Here is a 20,467-nt window from a genome sequence, read left to right on the forward strand (position 1 = left end):
CAGCCATATTGGCTGCCCTCATCGTTGTATGCACTTCAGGCATGTATCAAAAATCAAAAAATACCGTCTCGCCTTCGCCCTGCAGGCGGATATCAAAGCGATAACGCACCTTGCCGTCCACCTCTTCGCGCCTGGCGATCAGGGTCTGGCGGCGCGTCGGTGACTCAATACGCGTGAGCACCGGGCACTGGGCGTTCGCTTCAGCCTCATCATCGAAGTAAAGCCGTGTTTGCAGGTGAATATTGATCCCCCGGGCAAAGACCGCCAGGTTAATGTGCGGCGCCATCAGTTGACCGCTGGGGTGTTTCACCGCGCCGGGCTTGATGGTGGTCAGCGACCACTCGCTGCCGTGATCAAAGGTGGTAGCGGTACGGCCGAAGCTATTGAACGGCTTGCCGAGGTCGTAATCGGGCTGGTAGTTGCCGTTGGCGTCGGCCTGCCAGGCTTCTAGAAACGCATCCCGCACCAAGTCGCCATTGCCGTCGATCACGGTGCCCACGATCTCGACAAGCTCACCCTCGGCGTCAGGCTTGGCCATCTCGTTCCAGATCTCTTCATCCCGAACGGGGTTCCCGGCTGCGGCGAGCGCCAGACCAATATGCACATAGGGGCCGGCTGTTTGCGACGCCGTTTCGCGCAGCATCAGCTCGCTGGTCGGCTGCGTGTTGGGCTGAATAGCGGGTTGTTGCATGATTATCCCCCTGGCCTTACTGGTTTTCGAAGTAGGTTTGCAGCTCGCCGCGCACCACGATGTCAAAGCGATAGGCCAGGCAGTCCATCGGTTTACTGTGCGCCATATCGAGCCGGCCGATCATGGTGTCCACTGCCTCAGGATCGCTGAGCGTATGCACAATGGGGCAAAGCGGAATCAGCGGATCACCTTCAAAATACATCTGCGTAATCAAACGAGTAGAGATTGAGGGCCCGGTCACCGAGACATGGATATGGGCCGGGCGCCAGCTATTCACATCGTTGGGCCAGGGATAGGGGCCGGGCTTGATGGTGCGGAAACGGTAAAAACCCTGATCGTCGGTCAAGCAGCGACCGACGCCGCCGAAATGGGGATCCAAAGGCGCCAGGTAGGCGTCCTTTTTATGCCGATAGCGGCCACCGGCATTGGCCTGCCACATCTCGACCAGGGTATGCGGTACGGGCTTGCCGAACTGATCGACGACGCGACCATGCATGATGATCCGCTCCCCCTGGGGCAGCCCCTCCCCCTGTGAAAAGTTCATCAGCAGGTCGTTATCATGGGGCCCCATGCGCAGATGGCTGAAATCGGGGCCGGTCAGTTCAGACACAGTGGGTTGCTGCATGCTCACCAGCGCCTGCTGCGGCGAGCGCGGCACCGAGGTTTTATAGCCCGGTGCGTAGGCAGGCGGATGCCAATCTCGGTCGCGTGCTACAAAGCGTTTGTTGTCGTTGCTCATCACCCTTACCTCTCGTTCGTTAACATCACTCGCCTACTCGCCCCAGCCCAACTCCTTAGCGAGGGCAAAAGCATGATTAGCTGCCGGTACGCCGCCGTAAATCGCCACGTGCATGAGCACCTGGCGCAGCTCCGCCTCCGTTAGGCCAATACGCATGGCGGTTTTCAAGTGCAGCGTTAGCTCTTCGCGCCCTAGCGCGGCGAGAATCCCGGTGGTGATCATGCTGCGCTCGCGGCGGGTTAAATCGTCGTTGCTCCACAGCTCGCCCCAGGCCAGGCGGGTAATCATCTGCTGGAAGGGGGTATCCAGGCTGTTGGCGTTGGCGGTAGAGCGCGCTACATGCTCTTCTCCCAATACCTGCTTGCGGGTTTCCAGGCCGGTCGCGTACGCCACGCCGTGGTTGGCCACATCGCCCAGATCCGTTGCCAGCACCCCGAGAAGCTTTTGCGCGAACAGCGCCGGGGCTTCTACCGAGGGTACATGGCCGACACTGTCAAAAATCTCCAGCGGTGCGTCATCGAGCTCTGCCGCCAGGGCTTCCAGCGTCGCGGGCGGCGTGGCCAGGTCTTCGCTTCCGCCAAACAGCTGTACTTTGACCTTATTAGGAACGACCTTATGAAGGGCGCTCTTACCCGAGAGCCTTCCAGTGAACGTATCGCGGCCAAGCATCTCACACAGCTGGGCGTAGGACTCATCGTCGCCACGGCCCATCTGGGTGCACCAGCCCGCTTTCAGCGCCGGGCTTGCCTCAAACGCCTTTGGCGCAAACCAGCGCGGCACGATTTCTTCAGACACCGCCGCCAGGCCCTCCTGGCGCACACGGCCTGCACGGGTGTTCCATAGTTCCGGGTTGCCGATCACCGCGCCGGTGTTGGTCAGCGTCGCGGAGAGCAGGCGGTCGCCATGCGCAGCAATCAACTGCTGGCCGACGACACCGCCAATGGAGGTACCGGCAAAGTGAAAGCGCTCAGCGCCCGCCAGCTCTGCCAATGCCAGCGCCTCAGCGGCTAAATCAGCGGGCGTGATCTGTTCTCCGCTGACCGCCTGGCTGGCACCGTGACCGGGGAGATCCCAGGTCAGTACCCGGTAGCGGGGCAGCAGCGCGGGAATCACATCGTCCCAAACCGACTGGCTCATGCCCAGCGGGTGCGCCAGCACAACCAGCGGGTTTACGTCTGCGCCGAGCAGCCGGTACGCGACGCTGCGGCCATTGATGCTATGAAATGCCATGACGGTCTCCGTTAAACGCGTTCAATCAACGTCGCGATACCCTGACCCACGCCTACACACATGGTGCACAGCGCATAGCGCTTGCCGCTGTTTTGCAGCTCGTGGGCGGCGGTCAGCAATAGGCGGGCACCGGACATGCCCAGCGGGTGCCCCAAGGCAATCGCGCCACCGTTCGGGTTGACGCGAGGATCATCGTCGGCCAACCCCAGGTCGCGCATACACGCCAGTGCCTGGGCGGCAAAGGCTTCGTTGAGTTCGATAATATCGATGTCATTGAGGCTTACGCCGGTGCGTTCCAGCAGCCGGTTGACGGCCGGGACCGGCCCGTAGCCCATGATGCGCGGCTCGACGCCCGCCGTGGCCATGCCGATGATTCTGGCCATCGGGGCAAGGCCGTGCTGTTTGACCGCCGCGCCGCTGGCCACCAGCATGGCGGCGGCGCCGTCGTTGACGCCCGAGGCGTTACCCGCCGTGACACTGCCTCCATCGCGGAAGGGCGTGGGCAGGCCAGCGAGTTTCTCGAAGGTGGTTTCCCGCAGGTGCTCGTCCTGATCGAAGATCAGGGGTTCCTGCTTGCGGCGGGGAATCTCGATGGCGGTAATTTCCTGCGCGAAACGTCCACCCTGTTGTGCCGCGGCGGCTTTCTGCTGGGAGCGCAGTGCAAAAGCGTCCTGGTCTTCCCGGGAAATGTCGAACTGCTCGGCAACGTTCTCGGCGGTCTCCGGCATGGACTCGACGCCGTAGGCGTTCTTCATCAGCGGGTTGATAAAACGCCAGCCGATGGTGGTGTCTTCAATCTTCTGTCCGCGGGCGAAGGCGCTGTCGGCCTTGCCCATGACGTAGGGCGCACGGGACATGGACTCCACGCCGCCTGCCAGCGCCAGCGCCATCTCACCGGCTTTAATGGCGCGAAACGCGGTACCCACCGCGTCCATACCTGAGCCGCACAGACGATTCATGGTCGTGCCGGGCACCGAGGCAGGAAGGCCCGCCAGCAGCGACGACATGCGCGCCACGTTGCGGTTATCTTCCCCGGCCTGATTGGCACAGCCCATGAAGACTTCTTCGATCGCTGCGGGATCGAGAGTCGGCGCTTCCGCCAGTACGGCCTTGAAAATCGTCGCGGCAAAATCATCCGGGCGCACGCTGGCAAGCGTACCGCCAAAGCGACCGACAGCCGTACGACGCGGGTGACAGAGATAGACGTCGTTCATTTCGACATTGCTCATGACAAGCTCCTTATTCGCCCCCGTGGGCCCGCTCGGTGCGTGCTTTGAGCTCACGCAAAATCGTCAGCTCGTTCTCGCTGGGCTCTGGGGTGCTCTCAAGCTGCTCGGCAAAGCTCACTTCCCAACCAGTCGCGTCGATGACGTCCTCGCGACTCACGCCTGGATGCAGCGACACCACCACCAGCTCTTTTGTCTCAGGGTCGGGCTTCATCACGCACAGGTCGGTGATGACGCGGGTGGGGCCCTTACCGATATTGGGCACGTTGTCGCGCCCCTTGCCGTCGCGGCCAAAGCCTAGGGTGGTGACAAAGTCGACATCTTTCACAAAGGCGCGCTTGGAGTGTTTCAGGGTGATGAAGACTTCACCGGCGTTGGTGGCGATTTCCGGCGCGCCGCCACCGCCCGGCAGGCGCACCTTGGGCGCTTTGTAATCGCCGATCAGTGTCGTATTCAGATTAGCAAAGCGGTCGATCTGCGCGGTGCCCAAAAAGCCCACGTCGACTTTGCCGCCCTGCAGCCAGTAGCGGAACATCTCCGGTACCGCCACGGTGGTCAGCGCCGATTCGCACAGCTCGCCATCGCCAATAGATAACGGCAGAATATCGGGCTTGGTCTGCAGCGTGCCGGATTCGTAGATCAGCACCACGTCGGGGGCATGGGTCAGCCGTGCCAGGTTGGCGGCTTCCGAGGGCAGACCGATGCCCACAAAGCAGGTCATGCCGTTTTCCAGCGCCCGTGCGGCGGTCACCGACATCATTTCAGAAGAGGTATATTCGAGACTCATTTGCTGTTCTCCCCTACACTGTAAACGTTGTCGTCGAGCCACCGGGTGAAGGTGTCGCGATCGCGAGCGATGGCATCCCACTCTTTATAGAAGCGGTTGCTGCGGCCGTAATAGCCGTGGGTGTAGGAGGGCAGCGCGCCTTTCTCGGCGACAGCAATGGCGCTGATGGCCCAGCCGGGAATCACGCAGGCATTGGGGTGTGCATCAAGGTCATCGACGATCTCTTCCACCGTGACGATGCTGTGCGTGGCCGCCAGTACCGCCTCCTTCTGGACGCCGACAATGCCTTCCACCAGCACATTGCCCTGCCGATCCGCCCGCTGGGCGTGGATGATCGACACATCCGGGCGCACCGACGGCACGGCGGCCAGGCGCTCCCCGGTAAACGGGCACTCGATGAACTTGATCTGGTCGTTGACGCTGGGCAGCTCGCTGCCGATGTAGCCGCGAAAAACCGCCAGCGGTAGACCGGCGGCACCCGCCTCAAAGGCGCAGGCCATGGCGGCGTGGCTATGCTCAAGAATCTCGACCTTGTGCGGCCAGCCTTTCTCAACCGCATCGCGCAGGCGGTGCAGCGAGCCCACGCCGGGGTTGCCGCCCCAGGAGAAGATCACCTTTTTGGCGCAGCCTGCGCCAATCAACTGATCGTAGATGATATCGGGGGTCATGCGGATCAGCGTCAGGTCACGCTTTTCCTGGCGGATGACTTCGTGGCCCGCCGCAAAAGGAATCAGATGGGTAAAGCCTTCCATGGCCACGGTGGCGCCGTCTTCGACGAAGCGCGCTACCGCGTCATGCAGGCTGAGAAACTCGGCCATGATGGGTGCCTCTTAGCTGGACATTACTGACTCATCGGTAATTGTTCGTTAGGCGAACATAGATTCTTTATACGAACAAGTTACTGCCGAATGCCCATTGGGTCAAACCCGGCGGCTCCCCTAAACGCGCCCCCGGTCCCATCGCCCCGTCCACAGCCGAACTTAACGCTTTGTTTTTCAATGCGCTGACGAGGACGCGAGCCACTTCCTGGTGCGCATGACCTGGGCGGCGCTGCTACCAAGGTATAAAGCGGGGTCGCAGGCTTCCCGCAGCGAATCGGGGTTAACGGCGCCTTTCACATCAGGATGCTCGGCCAGTACCTCTGAATAGGGGCGTGCTTCCCGGCGTGAAGTTTCAGCTGCTTCCGCGCTGACCGCTTTGGCTTGTTCCACGCCCAGCGTGGGGGCCAGCAGCCGCGCCACCGGCTCGGCCATGATGCCGCCGCCGGTAGCCGCGAGGTTGCGGTGCATGTTGGTAGTGTTCACCTCCAACCCTTCAAGCAACACCGCCACTTGCTCCAGTGCGCCTTCGACCAGCAGCGCGCTCTCGGTAAGCGGCGCCCACTCCGCGTGCCATTCGCCTAGTCCCCGCTCAAGCGGTTGGGCAGTGGCGTTGACCAACACACTGGTATGACCATGCACTTGCCGCGCCGCGCCGCGAATCAGCGCGCTGCGTACCGGATTGCGCTTGTGGGGCATCGAGGATGACTCCCCCATCCCCGGCGCGGTGGGTTCCGCGACTTCGCCGACTTCGGTCTGGGTGAGCAGCGACACATCCAGGGCGATTTTCTCGGCTGCCCCGGCGACTGCATCCAGGGCCGTGCCAAGGGCATGGATAGGGTAGCGATCGGTATGCCAGGGCAGCACCGGCACCGCCAGGCCTAACCGCTCGGCTAACGCATCCATCCACTCAAGCCCGAGGTTATCCCACCCCGAGTGAACGCCGACCGCCCCACCCAACTGCACGGGAAGCTCGACGGCGAATAAACGGCGGCGCGCCTGCTCCAGACCGATAGCCCAGTGAGCCACCTTCACCCCGAAGGTCATCGGCAGCGCCTGCTGCATCAGGGTGCGCCCCACCATGGGCGTGTCGATGTGTGCCTCCATCAGCGCCAGCGCGGCCGAACGACAGCGCAAGAGCAACTCATCGAGTGCTGCCAGGCGTGGCTTGAGCAGCAGCATCAGCGCGGAGTCGACTACGTCCTGGCTGGTCGCCCCCTGATGCCAGTAGCGCTTGAGATCATCGGTGAGCAGCGCACGGCCCTGCTTGACGAAGGGAATCGCCGCGTTGCCGCCGCTGGCGATGCCTTGGGCAATCTCTGAGGCATCAAGGTCGGCACGCGCAAGCTGTTCACGCATTTGCTGGCTCACGCCATGCGGGATGGCGCCACTGGCTTCCTGAACCTCGGCCAGGGCCAACTCAACGGTCAGCATGGCGCGAACCATGGCGTCGTCGTCACATTCAGCGACGGCGCGCTGGCTCATGAAGGGGTGCTTTAAAAATCCGGCCGGCATGGGCGTCAAGCCTCCTGTTAGCGTTGTTCAGAACCCGCGGCACCGTTCACAAAGTCACGACTCGGCAGGAACGAATTTGCACACATGTTCGCGATTCGAACTATACGCTAAATAGGCAGACGCTAACTTGCAATCACTGACGTGCCCGCCATCGTCATGAGCGGTGACCTACGTCATCGATCAGGGCGCTTCCCGGTCGACCCGTACGTAGCGCAGCACCATATCGGTAACGTGGTCTTCCAGTTTCTGCTGGTTCTCCGGCGCCGCCTGCTGCCAGTCAAAAATACGCGAGAAGGTGTGCTGATTTGAAACATTGAAGAATGACAGTGCGCTGATCAGCCAATGCAGTTCCCTCGGGTCCAGGCCCTCGCGAAAACAGCCCGCTGTGACGCCCCGCGAATAGACATCGCCAAGCACATCAATCACCCCTGCGTTGAGCGACTGAATCAGTTCGGACTGCGCCAGAAACCGGCCGTGGTGAATATTTTCGATCATCACCAGGCGAATAAAGTCAGGATTCTTGGCGTGATGGCAGAACGTGAACCTCACCAGCCGACAGAGCGCCTCGAGCGGTGCCAGGTGATCCAGGTCAAGCTCGGCTTCCTGCAGGCGCACCTTCTGATAGGCAGCCTCCAGGGTGTGCAGGTAGAGCGTCTCTTTATCGCTGAAGTAATAATAAATCATGCGCTTGGAGGCGCGGGTCTTCTCGGCGATCTCATCGATCCGCGCCCCAGAAAGACCCTTTTCGGAGAATTCGCGGGTGGCTACCGCGAGGATATCGGCGCGCACGGATTCGGGGTCATTCTTGCGCCGACGCCGTGTGTCTCTAGGGCTGGCCGTAGCCGAAGTCGCTGTCATGGAGCATGCCTTTTATTGTCGTGGTCGTCTTTCGTCTAGTATGCCACAGCTTGACTGAACGTACCATTTCGTACATTGTTCGAAAGGACAGAATGAATTGGCCTGGCACGCCTTTGCTCAAGGCTTTTTCACTCCCCATGACAACGGCCCGACAAGAGGACAACAACAATGTCTTTACCACTCGCTACCACCAACGTGTCCGTGAAACGCACGCTGACCGCTGCCATCGCCACTGCCACGCTCATCGGCGCGGCGCATGCCTCCGCGCAAACGCTGCGCTTTGCCCACGTGGACCCGGACGACTGGACGACCTCAAAAAAAGGCGCCGCCGGGCAGGTGTTCAAAAACCTGGTGGAAGCCGAAACCGACCTTACCGTGGAGCTTTACCCCGCTGGCTCGCTGGGCGGTGAGACCGAGCTGATTGAAGGTACTCAGGATGGCACCATCACCATCTCAATGGTTTCCGGCGCCTACGCCAATTTCTGCGAAGCCGTCGCCGTTACCGATATTCCTTATACCTTCCCGTCTGCGCCGGTGGCCTGGGAAGTGATGGACGGCGAATTCGGCACCGCCCTGGCCGAGCACTGCCTGGAAGAGACCGGCCTGCGTACGCTGGCCTACGGCGAGACGGGCTTTCGCCACTTCACCAACTCCGTGCGCCCGATCCACTCACCGGAGGATATGGAAGGCCTGAAATTCCGCGTGCAAACCATTCCGCTCTATCAGGAAATGGTAGAGGGACTGGGCGCTGAGCCGCAGGGCATCGCCTGGGGTGAGGTGCCGACGGCGCTTGCCACCGGCGTGGTCGACGGCCAGGAGAATCCCATCTCGGTGATTTACGGCAACAACTTCTACGAGTTTCAGGATTACCTCACGCTGGACCGCCACGTCTACGGCGTGGATCACATCCTGATCAACGATGAGATCTTCCAGTCGCTTAGCGAAGAAGAACAGGCCGCCGTGAAACGCGCCGCTGTGGTCGCCGGCACTACCGGCCGTGCCATTCAGCAGTTCAATTCGGCAGAGGGTATCGCCAAGCTGGAAGCCGAGGGCATGGAAATCACCCAGCCCACCGCCGAGCAGATGGAGGCCTTCCGCGAAGCGGCTCAGCCACCGGTTCAGGCATACCTGCGCGATGAGCTGGGCGATGATGCCGAGTGGATCGAGCGTCTTTCTTCCGCCGTGGAAGATGCAGCCGCACGCTTCTAACCCCCGCTTGACCAAAGCGCTTTGCGGGTGGGCTCTTGAGGCCCACCCGCGACCCTGCGTACCTGACTAACGATCGAAGGTGCTTTCATGTCTCATCTTCTTGCCCGGCTACATCGTGGCCTGATCCTGTTCAATGGCAGCCTGGCCGGGCTTGCCATGATCCTGATTTTTCTACTGGTCGCAGGCAATGCCTTTGCGCGCTATACCGTCGGTGCTTCCATTACCTGGGGAGAAGACACCGCCATCTACCTGATGATCTATGGCCTGATGTTCGGCATGTCCTGGGCCTACCTGCAGGACAGACACATCGGCTTTGACCTGATTCGCCGCCTGCTGCCGCCGCGCTGGGTGCGCTGGCAGGCCGTCGCCGTCGACCTGGCGGTACTGGTGATCGGCATCGGCCTGATGATGTCGGCGGTTGAGTTCATCGCCTCCCGCGGTGGGCGTACATCGTCGAGCACCGGGATGCCGATGTGGCTCTTTCAAGCCTCCATGCTGGTTGGCGGCGGGCTGCTCAGTGTCTCTGCCCTGGTAATGGGCGCACGCCGTTTGACCAGGCACGCCGATGAGGAGGCAGCATCGTGATATTTATATTGCTCTTGGCTCTCATCCTGCTTGGGGTGCCGTTTGCCTTTGCCATTCTCGGCACGCTGACGGTGCTGATGGGTACCGGTGACTTGCCTTACCACATCCGTATCGTCGCGCAGCAGTTCTTCGGCGGTATGGAGTCTTTCCCGCTACTGGCGATACCGCTGTTCATTCTGGCCGGCGAGCTGATGAACGAAGCGGGCATTACCCATCGCATTATCAACCTGGCCACTGCCATTGTCGGCCGCCTGAAAGCGGGACTGGCGCACGTCAACATCTGGGCGTCGGTGATTTTTGCCGGCCTCTCGGGTTCTGCAATTGCCGACACCTCGGCGCTGGGGCGGGTCTTCGTCCCCGCGATGGAGAAAGAAGGCTACCCCCGCGATTTCTCCGCTGCGCTCACGGCGGCCTCGTCGGTGATCGGCCCGATTATTCCGCCAAGCATTCCGGTCATCATCTATGCGCTTACGGTGTCGGGTGTCTCGGTACCGGGGCTGTTTTTGGCGGGTATCGTACCCGGGCTATTGCTGGCGCTGGGCCTTTCCATCTACGTCTACTTTTTCGCCGGCGACCTGGGCGCCACTCGTTCAGAACAGCCGTCACGTCGCCACGCCCTTCTCCACGGCCTGCTGCCCGCGTTGATGCCGGTGTTTGTGGTCGGGTCGATTCTCGCTGGTATCGTCACGCCCACCGAGGCGGCGGCCTTTGCCGTGGTGTACGCGCTGATTCTGGGTGTGGTGCTCTACCGCAATATCAAGCTGGTGGATCTGCCCGGCATCTTCGCCCGTGCCATGCGTGACAGCGCGGTAATCATGGTCATCATGGGCGCCGTCGCGGCGGCCAACTGGGTGCTCACCTTCGAACGCGTGCCCAACATGCTCACCGAGTGGGCGCTGATGAGCATCGACACCCAATGGACCTTCCTGATCGCCGTCATACTGCTACTGCTGGTGGTGGGACTGTTTCTGGAAGGCATCGCCGCCATTCTGGTACTGGTGCCGATTCTGCACCCCGTTGCCATGGCACTGGGTATCGACCCGCTGCACTTCGGCATCGTGGTGATCTTCAACCTGATGATGGGCCTGATCACACCACCCATGGGGCTCTGCCTGTTTGTGGCCGACTCAGTCTCTGGGGTAGGGATGGGCCCCATTATCCGGCGCATTCTGCCCATGCTGGCCGTGCAGTTCCTGATCCTGCTGCTGATTACCTTCGTGCCCGAGCTGGTCACCTTCCTGCCGCGCCTGGCGGGCTACTGATGTTCATCAATCAAAGGAGCGTGATGCCATGTACTCATCCATCGCCACGGTTTGCCTGAGCGGCTCGCTGGAAGAGAAGATCGACGCCATTGCCCAGGCCGGCTTCGAGGGGCTTGAGCTGTTTGAAAACGACCTCACAGCGTTTCCCGGCACGCCGCGAGAGGCGGGCGAGCTGATTCGCGCCCGCGGGCTCAAGCTGGTCACCCTGCAGCCGTTTCGCGACTTTGAAGGTTTACAGGGGCGCGCGCGGGAGCGGGCGTTTGACCGCGCCGAGCACAAGTTTGACCTGATGGAAGAACTTGGCACGGATCTGTTGATGGTATGCAGTACCGTTCATCCCGATTCGCTGCCGGGGTTGAGCCGCGCCGCCGACGACTTCCATGCGCTGGGCGAGCGTGCTGCACGACGTAATCTGCGCGTGGCTTATGAAGCACTGGCCTGGGGCCGGCACATTCACGACTACCGCGACAGCTGGGAAGTGGTGCGCCGCGCCGCGCACCCCAATGTCGGCCTGGTGCTGGATACCTTCCATATTTTCTCCCGCCAGACCGAGCTTGGCACCGTCGGCCGTATTCCGGGGGATCGCATCTTCTTGGTACAGACCGCCGATGCGCCGCGCCTCTCCATGGATCACCTGTCCTGGAGCCGCCACTATCGCTGCTTCCCCGGCCAGGGTGAGCTGCACATGGATAGCTTCATGACCATGCTGCAGGAAACCCGTTACGACGGCCCGCTCTCCCACGAGATCTTCAACGATGTGTTCCGCATGGGTCACAGCGACCAGACGGCCCGGGACGGGCTGCGCTCGTATCATTTGCTGCGCAGCATGCAGGCCGACAGCGGGATTCCCGCGCCACAGCCGATCGAGTCGGTCGCCTTTCTGGAAATCGCCGTCGAGCCTGACAATCTAGCCTCGCTACGCGAGCTGCTTGCCGCGCTGGGCATGGCCTGCGTGGGCCGTCACCACTCGCTCAACGCCGAACGCTGGGCGGCGGGTGACGTCAACCTGGTGCTCAACACTGACGCGAGCTTCACCGGCCGCGCGCCCGGGCGCGACGCCACCGCCATCACCGCCATCGGCCTGCGCGTGGGCAACGCTTATGAGGCGTTCAAGCGGGCTGACAAATTGGGCTACGATATTGTCGAGCCTGAAGAGGTGGGTGCCAGCCACCGCATGAGCGCGCTGCGCAATGTGGATGGCAGCCTCTCCTATATCATCGACGACTCGCAGCTTAGCCGCACCTGGGACCGCGAGTTCCCTGTCGATGTACAGCCGGTTCCTCAGGGGTCGCTGGTGGATATCGACCATATCAGCGTGGCGCTCTCCTACCACGACTATCTCTCGCTGATGCTGCAATACCGCGCCATTTTCCAGCTGGCGCCCACGCCCTCCTTCGATGTCACCGACCCCCGCGGGCTGATCCAGAGCCAGGTGCTGCAGAACCATAACGGCCGCTTTCGCCTGGCGCTTAACGCCAGCGCCTCGCCGGATACCGCCAGCAATCGCTTTGTGCGCCAGTACGGCGGCTCGGGGATCCATCACGTCGCCCTGCGCACTAGCTCCATGCGTGAAACCAGCGCAGCGCTCCAGCAGGCAGGCACGCCGGTACTGCCGATTCCGGGTAACTACTACCGTGACCTGGCCGCGCGGTTCGACCTGCCGACGCAAACCCTGGAGTGGATGAAGGATCATCATATCCTTTTTGACCAGGACAGCGACGGCGACTTTCATCAGCTGTATACCCAGCCCGGCCGTCAGGCGTTCTTCTTCGAACTGGTGCAGCGTGAGGGGTATCAGGGGCTCGGCGCGCCGAATGCCTTTGTGCGCGTCACCGCGCAGCAGCGCCTGGAAGCGGAAATTGACGGCATTGCCCAAGACACAGCAGACCACACGTCGGGAGACCCCCAAGCATGATCAAACTCGGACTGGTAGGCGAGGGCATTGCCAAATCGCAATCCCCGGATTTGCATGAGCGCCTGGGCGCCTCGTTGGGCGAGTCGGTACGCTACGATCTGGTGGATAGCCTGGGCGTCGAGGATTTTGACTTTCCCGATGCCATACACACCTTGCGCGCTGAGGGCTACCGGGGCACCAACGTGACCTTCCCCTTCAAGGAAAAAGCCGCGCAATTGGCCGATATTCGCGGCGAGGGCGTGCGCCGGGTCGGCACCGCCAATACGCTACTTTTCGATGAAGACGGCCTGCGCGCTGAAAACACCGATTACACCGGCTTTATCAGCGCCTACCGCCACTCTTTCGGCGATCGGCCAGCGGGCGATGTGCTACTGATAGGCGCCGGAGGGGTCGGCCGTGCGGTGGCCTGCGCGCTGGGTGAACTCGCGGTCAGCTGTATCCACATTCTTGAACATGACCGCGCCCGGGCAGAAAACCTCAGCCGCGACCTCAACGCCATGGGCATTCACGCGACGTGCATCACGTCAGCGCAGGTGCCGCAGGCACTGCCCCATTGGCAGGGCGTGGTCAACTGCTCGCCGATTGGCCATATCAACCACCCCGGCTGCCCCATCGATACCGCCGGGCTGGGCGCCCAGCACTGGGTCTTTGATGCGGTGTACATCCCCGCCCACACCGAACTGTTAAATGCCGCTTATCAGGCCGGCGCCAGAACGCTTTCCGGCGTTGATCTGTTCGTGTTTCAGGGCGTGGATGCGTTTCGCTTTTTCACCGCCGGGCGTATCCCCGCCAACCAGATCGACCCGCACGTGATACCGCTGCGTACATATTACATAGAGCAGCTGGTTGCGCCTTCTATTCACTCCATGCCATGAAGCGACGGCGAAATAGCGTACAATTATTCGCCATTCGAACCTAATCCTCTGCCTTCATGCGTCAAGGGGCTGCCATGCTCGCGATACTGGGAATCACCACCCCCATATTCCTGCTGATTGGCGTAGGCTACGCAGCGAGATGGAGCGGTATTATCCAGCGCGAGCAGCTGCAGGGGGTGGGCGTATTTGTACTCTACTGCGCGCTCCCGGCGCTCGTGATTCGCGCGTTAACCCAGCAGCCGCTGGAAGAGATACTGAGACTCGACTACCTGATCGCTTACGGCCTGGGCTCCATCGTCGTTTTCAGCGCAGGGTTGTGGCTTTGCTACCGGCTACAGCGCCAACCACTCAACGTCAGCGCCATGCAGGCACTGGGCATGGCCGCGGCCAATAGCGGTTTTGTCGGTTACCCGGTGGCCGCCATGGTCATCGGCTCCCCCGCCGCGGTGCTCCTGGCGCTCAATATGCTGATTGAAAATCTGCTGATTATCCCGACAGCGCTGATCCTTGCTGAAATGGGCAATCAGCAAGGCGCCAGCCTGTGGCAAACCGTTCGTCAGACAGCACAAAACCTGGCCAAAAACCCGGTATTGATCGGCCTCGCGGTGGGCATACTGATTGCGCTGACCGGGCTCGTCATACCAGGCCCTGTTGATAAAGCGATCCACATGCTTGCCGACGCGGCAGGGCCTGCGGCGCTGTTTGTGATTGGCGGGTCGCTGTTCGGGCTGCGCGGCAAGGGCATGGCGCGCGACGTAGGCCAGATCGTGATCGGCAAGCTGATCCTTCATCCCCTGGCAGTATTGGTGGCGTTTCTTGTGATCCCCGATATCGAGCCAATTTACGTTGCCGGTGCGCTGCTGTTCGCCGCCGCGCCGATGATCAGCATTTATCCACTCTTCGGTCAGCGCTACGGTCTCGGTGGCATCAGCGCCACCGCCATGCTGGTGGCGACGGTGGCGTCCTTCTTTACGCTTAGCTTGATCATCGGGGGGATGACACTTGCGGGATTGCTCGCCGTGTAGGGCGTCAACGCTTAATCGTTTGCTGCCAGAATAGCGTCGAGCGCTGCTTGATAGCCCTGGGTGCCAAGGCCCGCAATGACCCCATCGGCACGCAGCGAGACATAGGAATGATGCCGAAAGCTTTCACGCTGATGAACATTGGAGATGTGCACCTCGATCACCTTGCCTTCAAAGGCATTGAGCGCATCCAGGATAGCAACGGACGTATGGGTATAGGCAGCCGGGTTGATGATGATGGCCAGGGTTCCATCGAGACGTGCCGCATGAATCGCGTCGATCAGTTCGCCTTCATGATTGCTCTGGAAACAGTTGATTTCCCAGCCCGCCATTATCGCGGTCTTGCGCAAAGCGTTGTTCACATCTTCAAGCGTTTCATACCCGTACACATCGGGCTGACGAACCCCTAGAAGGTTCAGGTTGGGGCCATGAAGTACCGTTACTTTTGGCTGACTCATTGATTGATATCCTCTCAGCGCTGGGTCGTCATCATGTGTAAGCTCGAAGCATCATTATAACGTGTTATCAATGCATCGTAATGAGCTGAAAGTACACAAAAATGCGCATTTGTTCGTTATTCGAACAGCGTGTTATATTGCTCAGTTAAATCCCTCTAAATGGCCTATCGACCCCATGGACGCAACGGCTCAGGAAGACAAACTAGATCCCGATGACCGCGATTTTGTCACGGCGCTTGCCAGCGGTTTGGATGTCATCCTGGCGTTTGACGATGCGCACCCGCGGATGACATTAAGCGAAGTGGCCTCACGCACCGGCATGAATCGCGCCAAAGCGCGACGCTTTCTGCTGACGCTGCACGCGTTAGGCTACGTACGCAAACAGCAGCGCTACTTTGAGCTTGCGCCCCGTGTGCTACAGCTTGGCTATGCCTTTTTATCGGCCAATGACTACCGCAGCGTCATTCAACAATACTTGGAAGATATTACCCAGGAGAGCGGCGAGTCCTCTTCGCTTGCCGTGTTGGATGGCAACGAGGTTATCTACGTGGCCCGCTCAGCTGCTCCCCACCGGTTAATGGGCATTACACTCTCCATAGGAACACGCTTACCCGCAGCGTACACATCCATGGGGCGGGTACTGCTCGCCCAACTCCCCGAAAACGAACTTGATGCTTTCCTGTCGCGGCTAGAAGTCACTCGCTATACAGAAAAAACCGTAATCGATAAAGACGAGCTCAAACAATGCATTTTAGAAGTTCGTCAGCAGGGCTATGCCATTGCCGACCAAGAACTTGATCCCGGCCTACGTTCATTGGCAGTGCCCGCGTTTGACGCCAAGGGCAAGTTACTGGGGGCTATCAACATCAGTACCAACGCGGCCCGAATCGACCGTGACACCCTACTGAATTGTCATCTGCCGCTATTGCTTGAGAAAGCACGCTTAATCCGCACCAACATTACCAGCTAGCTGCGCAAGCGCCTGCTCAAGCGATGCCTGCTGGCGCTTGGCGTAGAGAGCGACTTCATCGATAACCGGCATGCCGAGCGCCTGCTCGAACTGCTGCTGATTGGCCTCTCGCGCGTAGCCGTCATGCCCTTTGTCGCCCAGGTTCGACTGGAAGATACCCGCCGCGCTGACCGGTAGAAAATCCTCATAAATCATCGGTGTGGCCGTCAGCTTGCCTTGTGCCATTAACCGTTCCACGTCATCGACATCGACCGGTTCTTCCACTTGCGCACCAGGTACCGCGTGGTAGTGGAAAAACGCCAACCCTTCGCGCCGCAGCGTCGCTTCGTCATCCGGAAAGGCCTCAAACACCGCCGCCAAGCGGGCCTGGTGCGCGGCGTTATCCGCCTCCGCTGCCTGTTTCGCCTCGCCAAGCAAGCGGTCGTACAGCGCGCGTCCAGCGTGGGTTAGCGCGATGCCGCGCTGCTCGATTTCACCAAAGCGTGCGGTGTGATGCCCCTGGACGGCATCGGCAAACGAAATCGGCTCTTCCAGGGCCTTGAAGCTCGTCTGGCGCAGCAGAATGGGGCAACGACGGCGCGGCGGCCCTTCGATGATCGCTTTGGGGTCGATGCCCACTTGTGGCATACGCCGCTGCACCTCGTCGATATCCAGGGTACGCGGCGTCAGGTGGTTGATATGCGGGCCCTTGAAGCACACTACGTCCGCAATCAGCCGATGCTCCTGCTGCAAGCGCTGATAGGTCGCCAGGTCGACCGTGGCCTGTTCGTGCCAGCGAAACGTTTCCAATGCTTGATGGACAAACTGCTCAGCCTGTGCAGCGGTTAGCCCACCCTGGCGTTCAAAACGCTCTATCAGGGCTTCCGCCTGCGGGGTGACAATACGGCGTGCATCGAGAATCTCGCTGGCCTGTCGGCGCAGCTCGGGATCCTCGATCAGTTCCAGGCGCAGCAGCGAGGTGAACACGCGGAAGGGATTACGCGACAGCGCCGCATCGTCGACCGGGCGAAACGCCGTTGAATGGACCGGCACACCGGCTGCGGCCAAGTCATAGTAACCCACGGGCTGCATGCCCATCACCGCGAACATGCGGCGAAGTAGCGAAAGCTCATTGGCAGTGCCAACGCGAATCGCCCCGTGACGCTCCACGCCGAGGCGCGCCAGGGCATTATCGGCGGCGAGCGTCTCGCGCAGCGTCGGCGACGCCGCCAGCACCTCCTCATTCACCGCCGCGACCAGCGACAGCAGGGCACTGTATTGGGGGACTTCCTGCTGGTACATGGCCGACATGGCCTTGGAAAATTGGTCGCGAATATCTTCGCTGCTGACGTGCGCTGCGCTCATCGTGCGCTCCTTGATCATAAAGCCTGGGTAGATAGTAACGCGCCTGTTACGCCGACAATTGCATATTTTCTTCCCTTAGCTTCATCAAAATGCCATCCGTGCTTGTTCAGCCCCAACAAGCGTTGGCAGCGTCACTTGTCCGACTGTTACATTAAGCGCCATCTTTCTCGAGACTGATTCAATACCATGACGTGCCCGCTCTATATCGGCTTGCCCATGTGGTCCAACCAGGATTGGTCGGGCACGCTTTATCCGCGTTACGCCAAAACCGACCTGCTCAGCGATTATGCGGCGGTGTTTTCCAGCGTCGAAGGCAACACCACCTTTTACAGCGGCACACCCAAGCCGGAGACGATCGCGGGCTGGGCACGCCAGGCGCCCGCAAACTTTCGTTTTTGCTTTAAGCTTCCTGCCAGCGTTACTCACGATCAGCGCTTAACGCGCCTGGAAGAGGCCTGGGCCTTTTTAGACGCCCTTGCCCCACTTCACGATCGCTTAGGCCCTACCATGGTTCAGTTACCCCGCGATTTTGGCCCCGATGAATTACCCCAGTTGGAAGCGCTGCTCGCCGCCTGGCCTGCGCATCTAGCCTGTGCCGTGGAAGTGCGTCACCCTGATTTTTTCCACAAGGGCGCCGCCGAGAAAGCCCTTAACCGATTGTTGATAACTTATCGGGCGAACCGTGTGATGCTCGACGTGCGTCCGCTGTTCTCGACCCCGGCAAACGATCACCCTGGCCTGGCCCACGCCCAGCAAGAAAAGCCGAAACTCCCGTTACACGTGCTTTCAACAGCGAATCACCCTGTGATTCGCTTTATTGGCCATGTTGACAAAACCATTAATGTTGGCTACTTCAATGCCTGGAAATCACGCCTTGGCCTGTGGATAAATCAGGGGAAAACCCCTTTCTTATTTGTGCATACCGCGGATAATCGCGAGTCCCCGACGCTCGCTCGTCAGTTCTATAACGACCTTCAGGATACGACGCCACTGCCACCGCTTGGCCGCTTTGCCAATGAAAAGCAGAGCCAACTGTTTTAACCTGGCTTTTTAGCGGTGCTGACTGGCATGCACGGCACTGATCGGATAAATTGCGCATACTTTCGAAAACGACACTGGCAATTTTCTGTCAGTGCCTTTTTCGAATAACGGTGCAACGCGCCGACAACGACTTATTACAATCAATTTTTTAACAGGTGATGTATGGCAAAACTTGCACATGCGCAGTGGTCATCCAAGATGGCCTTTGTGCTAGCCGCCGCTGGCTCGGCGGTTGGCCTAGGCAATATTTGGCGCTTCTCTTATTTGGTGGGCGAAAGCGGTGGCGCAGCCTTCGTACTGGTCTACCTTGCCTGCGTGGCATTGGTGGGCGTGCCCATTCTGCTTTCCGAATGGATGATCGGGCGACGCGGCCAGAAAAACCCTATCGACAGCATGAAAGAACTGGCCAGCCAAAGCGGCAAGTCCAAGGGGTGGGCGCTGGTCGGTATCAGCGGCGTCCTCGCCGGCTTCCTGATCCTGTCGTTCTACAGCGTGATTGGTGGCTGGTCGCTCAACTATACGCTGAGCTCGGTCATGGGCACCTTCAGCGGCCAGGATGCCGACAGCATAGGCGCGATCTTTAACGGCATGCTGGCCAGCCCCGGCACGCTGCTGCTGTGGCACAGCGCCTTCATGCTGCTGGTCATCGGCATTGTGGCCCGCGGCGTGACCAAGGGGCTGGAGAGTGCCGTGCGCTCCCTGATGCCTGCCCTGGTCATCTTGATGCTGATCCTGGTGGGTTATGGCATGACCACCGGCCACTTCGGTGAAACGCTGGAATTCATGTTCAGCCCTGACTGGAGTGCGCTGAATGGCGGCGTGGTGCTGGCCGCCATGGGTCAGGCGTTCTTCACGCTTTCACTGGGCATGGGCATCATGATGGCCTACGGCTCGTACCTGGGCGAAGACGTCAACCTGCTGAGCACGGCACGCACGGTCATCATCATTGATACCGCCATTGCGCTGCTGGCCGGTCTGGCCATTTTCCCCATCGTGTTTGCCAATGGCCTGAGCGCTGGCGAAGGCCCAGGGCTGATCTTCGTTACCCTGCCTATCGCGTTTGGCAACATTACCGGCGGCGTCATTCTGGGGCTGATGTTCTTCCTGCTGCTGACCTTTGCCGCGCTGACCTCGGCAATTTCGTTGCTCGAACCCACCGTCGAGATGCTTGAAGAGCGCACCTCGCTGTCGCGGGTTCCGGCGACCTTGGTCAGCGGCATTGTGATATGGCTACTGGGTATCGCGGCGCTGCTGTCGTTCAACCTGTGGTCGGATGTCTTGTTCTTCGGGCTGAACATCTTCGACTTGCTGGATACCTTCACCGCGAAGATTCTGCTGCCACTCACCGGCCTCGGCGCCGTTGTGTTTGTCGCATGGTGCCTGGATCGCAAGAGCGTCGAGCAGGAACTGGCGCTGTCCGCAACAGGGCTCAGCGTATGGAATATCGTCGCGCGCTTTATCGCGCCGATTGGCGTTATCGTGGTGTTCCTGGCGGGTATCCTTTAAATCGGGCCAGCTTGGCTTTGCGCTTTGCAGAGCCAAGCGCCTATGAGGATGCTTTAAACGGCGAGGCCTCACGTCAGGCATCGCCGTTGGGCACCTTTCTCAGTGCCGTATCAGTGCAGTTCGCTATCTTGCCGTTCGTCTTCATCCGGCAAGGGGGCAATATCCCGCGATAGCGCTTGAAACTCCCGATGCAGTTCGATCCCCCGCCGTGCGCGTAGGTTGCGTTGCGCGGCACTCCGCCGACGCTGGGCGTGTTCGTCCACTTCCATGCTCATGAAAATATCGAGCAGTTCGCTCTTGACCGAGGTGATGCGTTCGACATTACGCATGATCGACGTTCCTCCAGGTGAATATGCCTACGTCCACCTGCATCCGTGACGACTGTTAGATGATGCAGTGCGGCACTTCAGTTTTTA

The 20,467-nt window shown here is 60.3% G+C and carries 20 protein-coding genes; 9 read left to right on the top strand and 11 right to left on the bottom strand.

The window, feature by feature from the left end:
• Positions 1-46 precede the first annotated feature (46 nt).
• The 8 genes from pcaG to ADS46_RS03770 all read right to left on the bottom strand — a co-directional run bounded on the left by pcaG (position 47) and on the right by ADS46_RS03770 (position 7,864).
• Entirely contained in the window at positions 47-691 is a 645-nt protein-coding gene (gene pcaG, locus ADS46_RS03735; protein WP_199825186.1) for a protocatechuate 3,4-dioxygenase subunit alpha, read from the bottom strand.
• Between the two features lie 16 nt (positions 692-707).
• Positions 708-1,430, bottom strand: coding sequence for a protocatechuate 3,4-dioxygenase subunit beta (gene pcaH, locus ADS46_RS03740; RefSeq protein WP_066316427.1), 723 nt, complete (start codon positions 1,428-1,430; stop codon positions 708-710).
• 33 nt (positions 1,431-1,463) lie between these two features.
• Entirely contained in the window at positions 1,464-2,660 is a 1,197-nt protein-coding gene (locus tag ADS46_RS03745) for an alpha/beta fold hydrolase (RefSeq protein WP_066316428.1), read from the bottom strand.
• A gap of 11 nt (positions 2,661-2,671) precedes the next feature.
• Positions 2,672-3,874, bottom strand: coding sequence for a 3-oxoadipyl-CoA thiolase (pcaF, locus tag ADS46_RS03750; RefSeq protein ID WP_066316541.1), 1,203 nt, complete (start codon positions 3,872-3,874; stop codon positions 2,672-2,674).
• 25 nt (positions 3,875-3,899) lie between these two features.
• Positions 3,900-4,673, bottom strand: a complete 774-nt coding sequence (locus ADS46_RS03755) for a CoA-transferase subunit beta (RefSeq protein WP_066316431.1) — start codon at positions 4,671-4,673, stop codon at positions 3,900-3,902.
• A complete protein-coding gene (locus ADS46_RS03760; protein ID WP_066316433.1) occupies positions 4,670-5,491 on the bottom strand; it encodes a CoA transferase subunit A in 822 nt (273 codons plus the stop codon). The genes ADS46_RS03755 and ADS46_RS03760 overlap by 4 nt, the downstream gene beginning before the upstream one ends.
• A gap of 177 nt (positions 5,492-5,668) precedes the next feature.
• A complete protein-coding gene (locus ADS46_RS03765) occupies positions 5,669-7,006 on the bottom strand; it encodes a class-II fumarase/aspartase family protein (protein ID WP_066316435.1) in 1,338 nt (445 codons plus the stop codon).
• 180 nt (positions 7,007-7,186) lie between these two features.
• Positions 7,187-7,864 (bottom strand): TetR/AcrR family transcriptional regulator, encoded by a 678-nt coding sequence (locus tag ADS46_RS03770; protein ID WP_066316436.1) that lies wholly within the window; start codon positions 7,862-7,864, stop codon positions 7,187-7,189.
• 168 nt (positions 7,865-8,032) lie between these two features.
• Between ADS46_RS03770 and ADS46_RS03775 the strand changes: the two genes are divergently transcribed.
• The 6 genes from ADS46_RS03775 (at position 8,033) to ADS46_RS03800 (ending at position 14,735) form a co-directional block, all read left to right on the top strand.
• Positions 8,033-9,073: a DctP family TRAP transporter solute-binding subunit gene (locus ADS46_RS03775; RefSeq protein WP_066316437.1), complete on the top strand. Its 1,041-nt coding sequence runs from the start codon at positions 8,033-8,035 to the stop codon at positions 9,071-9,073.
• A gap of 87 nt (positions 9,074-9,160) precedes the next feature.
• Positions 9,161-9,658: a TRAP transporter small permease gene (locus ADS46_RS03780; protein WP_066316440.1), complete on the top strand. Its 498-nt coding sequence runs from the start codon at positions 9,161-9,163 to the stop codon at positions 9,656-9,658.
• Complete coding sequence (locus ADS46_RS03785; protein ID WP_199825187.1) at positions 9,655-10,920, top strand: TRAP transporter large permease; 1,266 nt, start codon at positions 9,655-9,657, stop codon at positions 10,918-10,920. The genes ADS46_RS03780 and ADS46_RS03785 overlap by 4 nt, the downstream gene beginning before the upstream one ends.
• Positions 10,921-10,948: 28 nt before the next feature.
• A complete protein-coding gene (locus tag ADS46_RS03790; RefSeq protein ID WP_066316444.1) occupies positions 10,949-12,835 on the top strand; it encodes a bifunctional sugar phosphate isomerase/epimerase/4-hydroxyphenylpyruvate dioxygenase family protein in 1,887 nt (628 codons plus the stop codon).
• Positions 12,832-13,710, top strand: coding sequence for a shikimate dehydrogenase family protein (locus tag ADS46_RS03795; RefSeq protein WP_066316446.1), 879 nt, complete (start codon positions 12,832-12,834; stop codon positions 13,708-13,710). The genes ADS46_RS03790 and ADS46_RS03795 overlap by 4 nt, the downstream gene beginning before the upstream one ends.
• 74 nt (positions 13,711-13,784) lie before the next feature.
• Positions 13,785-14,735, top strand: a complete 951-nt coding sequence (locus ADS46_RS03800; RefSeq protein ID WP_066316449.1) for an AEC family transporter — start codon at positions 13,785-13,787, stop codon at positions 14,733-14,735.
• Positions 14,736-14,746: 11 nt separating this feature from the next.
• Here the strand turns inward: ADS46_RS03800 and aroQ are convergent, their stop codons facing one another.
• Positions 14,747-15,190 carry a type II 3-dehydroquinate dehydratase gene (aroQ, locus tag ADS46_RS03805; RefSeq protein WP_066316454.1) on the bottom strand — a complete coding sequence of 148 codons (444 nt, stop codon included), beginning with the start codon at positions 15,188-15,190 and terminating at the stop codon, positions 14,747-14,749.
• A 175-nt stretch (positions 15,191-15,365) separates the two neighbouring features.
• Here aroQ and ADS46_RS03810 point away from each other — a divergent pair, with 175 nt between their 5' ends.
• Complete coding sequence (locus ADS46_RS03810; RefSeq protein ID WP_066316543.1) at positions 15,366-16,160, top strand: IclR family transcriptional regulator domain-containing protein; 795 nt, start codon at positions 15,366-15,368, stop codon at positions 16,158-16,160.
• On the opposite strand, the gene ADS46_RS03815 is transcribed toward ADS46_RS03810, so the two are convergent.
• The gene (locus ADS46_RS03815; RefSeq protein ID WP_066316457.1) at positions 16,134-17,504 is read right to left on the bottom strand and encodes a VOC family protein; all 1,371 of its coding nucleotides are present in this window, start codon (positions 17,502-17,504) and stop codon (positions 16,134-16,136) included. The genes ADS46_RS03810 and ADS46_RS03815 overlap by 27 nt on opposite strands.
• Positions 17,505-17,690: 186 nt before the next feature.
• On the opposite strand from ADS46_RS03815, the gene ADS46_RS03820 reads away from it, so the two are divergent.
• A complete protein-coding gene (locus ADS46_RS03820) occupies positions 17,691-18,545 on the top strand; it encodes a DUF72 domain-containing protein (protein WP_066316459.1) in 855 nt (284 codons plus the stop codon).
• 162 nt (positions 18,546-18,707) lie between these two features.
• On the top strand, positions 18,708-20,051 hold the full coding sequence (locus tag ADS46_RS03825; protein ID WP_066316462.1) for a sodium-dependent transporter: 1,344 nt from the start codon (positions 18,708-18,710) through the stop codon (positions 20,049-20,051).
• A 110-nt stretch (positions 20,052-20,161) separates the two neighbouring features.
• On the opposite strand, the gene ADS46_RS03830 is transcribed toward ADS46_RS03825, so the two are convergent.
• Positions 20,162-20,380 carry a PA3496 family putative envelope integrity protein gene (locus tag ADS46_RS03830; RefSeq protein WP_066316463.1) on the bottom strand — a complete coding sequence of 73 codons (219 nt, stop codon included), beginning with the start codon at positions 20,378-20,380 and terminating at the stop codon, positions 20,162-20,164.
• Positions 20,381-20,467 lie beyond the last annotated feature (87 nt).

The sequence above is a fragment of the Halomonas sp. G11 genome (assembly GCF_001663515.1).
Lineage (GTDB): Bacteria > Pseudomonadota > Gammaproteobacteria > Pseudomonadales > Halomonadaceae > Vreelandella.

Coding starts and splice junctions, on each gene's coding strand:
- ADS46_RS03810 (WP_066316543.1), top strand. CDS start 15,366: ATGGACGCAACGGCTCAGGAAGACAAACTAGATCCCGATGACCGCGAT.
- pcaF (WP_066316541.1), bottom strand. CDS start 3,874: ATGAACGACGTCTATCTCTGTCACCCGCGTCGTACGGCTGTCGGTCGC.
- ADS46_RS03780 (WP_066316440.1), top strand. CDS start 9,161: ATGTCTCATCTTCTTGCCCGGCTACATCGTGGCCTGATCCTGTTCAAT.
- ADS46_RS03830 (WP_066316463.1), bottom strand. CDS start 20,380: ATGCGTAATGTCGAACGCATCACCTCGGTCAAGAGCGAACTGCTCGAT.
- ADS46_RS03800 (WP_066316449.1), top strand. CDS start 13,785: ATGCTCGCGATACTGGGAATCACCACCCCCATATTCCTGCTGATTGGC.
- ADS46_RS03770 (WP_066316436.1), bottom strand. CDS start 7,864: ATGACAGCGACTTCGGCTACGGCCAGCCCTAGAGACACACGGCGTCGG.
- pcaG (WP_199825186.1), bottom strand. CDS start 691: ATGCAACAACCCGCTATTCAGCCCAACACGCAGCCGACCAGCGAGCTG.
- ADS46_RS03790 (WP_066316444.1), top strand. CDS start 10,949: ATGTACTCATCCATCGCCACGGTTTGCCTGAGCGGCTCGCTGGAAGAG.
- ADS46_RS03755 (WP_066316431.1), bottom strand. CDS start 4,673: ATGAGTCTCGAATATACCTCTTCTGAAATGATGTCGGTGACCGCCGCA.
- ADS46_RS03765 (WP_066316435.1), bottom strand. CDS start 7,006: ATGCCGGCCGGATTTTTAAAGCACCCCTTCATGAGCCAGCGCGCCGTC.
- ADS46_RS03745 (WP_066316428.1), bottom strand. CDS start 2,660: ATGGCATTTCATAGCATCAATGGCCGCAGCGTCGCGTACCGGCTGCTC.
- pcaH (WP_066316427.1), bottom strand. CDS start 1,430: ATGAGCAACGACAACAAACGCTTTGTAGCACGCGACCGAGATTGGCAT.
- ADS46_RS03775 (WP_066316437.1), top strand. CDS start 8,033: ATGTCTTTACCACTCGCTACCACCAACGTGTCCGTGAAACGCACGCTG.
- aroQ (WP_066316454.1), bottom strand. CDS start 15,190: ATGAGTCAGCCAAAAGTAACGGTACTTCATGGCCCCAACCTGAACCTT.
- ADS46_RS03815 (WP_066316457.1), bottom strand. CDS start 17,504: ATGAGCGCAGCGCACGTCAGCAGCGAAGATATTCGCGACCAATTTTCC.
- ADS46_RS03795 (WP_066316446.1), top strand. CDS start 12,832: ATGATCAAACTCGGACTGGTAGGCGAGGGCATTGCCAAATCGCAATCC.
- ADS46_RS03825 (WP_066316462.1), top strand. CDS start 18,708: ATGGCAAAACTTGCACATGCGCAGTGGTCATCCAAGATGGCCTTTGTG.
- ADS46_RS03820 (WP_066316459.1), top strand. CDS start 17,691: ATGACGTGCCCGCTCTATATCGGCTTGCCCATGTGGTCCAACCAGGAT.
- ADS46_RS03760 (WP_066316433.1), bottom strand. CDS start 5,491: ATGGCCGAGTTTCTCAGCCTGCATGACGCGGTAGCGCGCTTCGTCGAA.